General features: G+C 34.0%; 2 protein-coding genes. Both read left to right on the forward strand.

Annotation, left to right across the window (positions count from 1 at the left end; all coding sequences use genetic code 11):
* Positions 1–246 precede the first annotated feature (246 nt).
* Positions 247–1,620 (forward strand): amidophosphoribosyltransferase, encoded by a 1,374-nt coding sequence (gene purF / locus LE179_RS06440; RefSeq protein WP_374129549.1) that lies wholly within the window; start codon positions 247–249, stop codon positions 1,618–1,620.
* A gap of 1 nt (position 1,621) precedes the next feature.
* Positions 1,622–2,968 (forward strand): CTP synthase (locus LE179_RS06445; protein ID WP_374129550.1); only part of this gene is annotated, 1,347 nt, incomplete at its 3' end.

Raw genomic sequence — 2,968 nt, forward strand, 5'->3', positions numbered from 1 at the left:
TATTTAAGAGCTTATGATTCTTATGAAGAGCTGCAAAATATTGAACACTGCATAAGTCTGTAATTTTAAGACCTTAATACTACTTGAATAACAGTTACTTTAAATGTAATATGAAATTGTAACTATAGAACAAACTAACCTGAAATTGATAAAGTGAAATAGATACAAATTTGAAACATAGTAACCAATTTAATGTAGTTGCATTAGTTGGGCATTTTTTGTTTTTTAAAAAAGAGGATTTTATTTATGTGTGGAATTATCGGAGTAGAAAATAATGAAAATGCAGCGCTGCTTGCCTCAGCTGGTCTTATAACTCTTCAGCACAGAGGGGAAGAATCTGCAGGTTTAACTATAAGCGGCAAAGAAAAAATGAAGACTTTTAAGTCTATGGGTCTTGTTTCAACTTTATTTAATGAAGGCACTTTATTAAATAAGCTTCCCGGAACAGCAGCAATAGGACATGTACGTTATACAACGTCTGCCAAAAGTTCTTTAATAAACGCACAGCCTTTTCAGATAATCTGCATTCACGGAAATGTAGCTATAGCCCATAATGGAAACATAACAAATTTCCCAAAAATAAGAGAAATGCTTCTTAAAAAAGGAGCAATATTTAGTCATACTTCAGATACTGAAATTTTATTGCACCTTATTGCAATGTCTAAAGGAGATCTTGAAAATGTTGTAGCAAAATCTCTATACAAACTTGAAGGAGCGTTTTCTCTAGTTATTCTTAAAGACAAAACTCTTATAGGCGCAAGGGACGAAAATGGTTTTAGGCCTTTGGTTTTAGGCAAAATAGACAATTCTTACATAATATCTTCTGAAACAGCCGCAATAGAAGTTATAGGCGGTACTTATATAAGAGACATAATGCCAGGAGAAATTGTTGTTATAGAAAGTGGGAGAATAAAAAAATCGTTTTTTTATAAAAAGCCAAAAAAGCAACACACTTGTGTTTTTGAACAAGTTTATTTTTCAAGACCTGACAGTATAATGTTTGGAAAGACCATAAAAGAAGCTAGAGTGAAAATGGGAGAGTTTCTTGCTGAGCAGATGAAAGGCATTAAAGCAGACATTGTTATGCCTGTTCCAGATACCGGTTATTATGCAGCTTTAGGCTTTGCAAGAGCTTCAAATATACTTTTTGAAAACGGTTTTGTAAGGAACCATTATGTAGGCAGGTCTTTTATAAAATCTTCTCAAAATTTAAGAGACGTTACGGCTAGACTTAAATTCCGCCCTATAAAAGAAGTTGTAAACGGCAAAGATATTGTGCTTGTTGATGATTCTATAGTAAGGGTGACAAACTCAAAAAGGCTTCTTAGCGTTTTAAAGGAAGCAGGCGCAAATAAAATTCATTTTGTCTTGTCTTGCCCGCCGATAATAGATTCTTGTTACTACGGCATAGATACGCCTACAAAAGAGCATTTGATAGCTGCTACCAACTCTGTTGAAGAAATGAGAAAATATTTAGGCGTAGAGACTTTAACATTTTTAAGCTTAGAAAATCTTGTAAAAGCTTGTTCTTCTAAAAAAGACAAAGTATTTTGCTGCGCGTGTTTTACTGGAAAATATCCGACGAAAATTTCGAAGAATACATATAAGGAAGGCTGTTAAAATGGCAAAGTATATTTTTATTACTGGCGGAGTTGTAAGTTCTTTAGGGAAAGGAATTTCTGGAGCCAGCATAGGCAAACTCTTACAGCTTCACGGTTTTAAAGTCAATATGATTAAATTTGACCCATATATAAACGTGGATCCCGGAACTATGAATCCGTATCAGCACGGAGAAGTTTTTGTGACTACCGATGGAGCAGAGACCGACTTAGATTTAGGAACTTACGAAAGATTTTTGGACATTTATACAAGCAAAGCAAATACAAACACAGCAGGCGATGTTTATCGCACGGTAATAAACAGAGAAAGAAGAGGCGATTACGATGGAACTACTGTACAAGTTATACCTCATATAACTGATGAAATAAAGAGGCGGTTTGCGGCATTGAAAGACGAGTGTGATATTTTTATCATTGAAATAGGCGGCACTGTTGGCGATATTGAAGGACTTCCATTTATGGAAGCAGCTAGACAGTTTCAGCTTGAAAATAAAAAAGAAGATATTTTTAGTATACATGTTACTCTTGTTCCTTATATAGCAGGTGCCCATGAACTTAAAACAAAGCCTACTCAACATTCTGTTAATAAATTAAGGGAGATAGGTATTTCTCCAGATATGATTATATGTAGAACGGAACACCACCTTGATGAATCTTTAAAAAGAAAGATAGCTTTGTTTTGCAATGTAAGAGAAGATTGCGTTGTAGAGGCTATGGATGCACCTTCAATTTATTATATACCAGAAGCTCTTTACAATCAGAAAGTCGATACTCTTGTAATGGAAAAACTTGAGCTAAAACCGAAGAAAAAGTTTGATAAATCATGGTTTACAGAGATAAAGTCTTTTAGCGAATTTTCAAACACTGTTAAAGTGGCTGTTGTAGGAAAATATGCTGATTTGAAAGACGCTTATAAATCTATTGATGAATCGTTAAATATTGCCGCTGCTTCGTTGAAAGCGAAGGTTGAGATAAGTTATTTGGGAGCTGAGGACAAGGATTTATTAAAAAAAATAAAAAATTTCGATGCCATTTTAGTCCCTGGAGGTTTTGGAAACAGGGGAGTTGATGGAAAAATAAAGGCTATAACCTATGCAAGGGAAAATAAAGTTCCTTTTCTTGGAATATGTCTTGGCATGCAGTGCAGCGTTATAGAGATAGCAAGAAATCTTGCTAATCTTAAGGAAGCAAATTCAACGGAATTTGACGAGTTTACAAAACACCCTGTAATTAAAATTCTTGATGAACAGAAAGATATTAAGTATAGGGGAGTAGAAGAAAAAATAAAGGGTAAAACAAATCCAAGTGAAAAAAAAATTCATATTATAGTAATATGTATAGACATTAAT

The sequence above is a fragment of the Candidatus Endomicrobiellum agilis genome, assembly GCF_020328115.1.
GTDB lineage: Bacteria > Elusimicrobiota > Endomicrobiia > Endomicrobiales > Endomicrobiaceae > Endomicrobiellum > Endomicrobiellum agilis.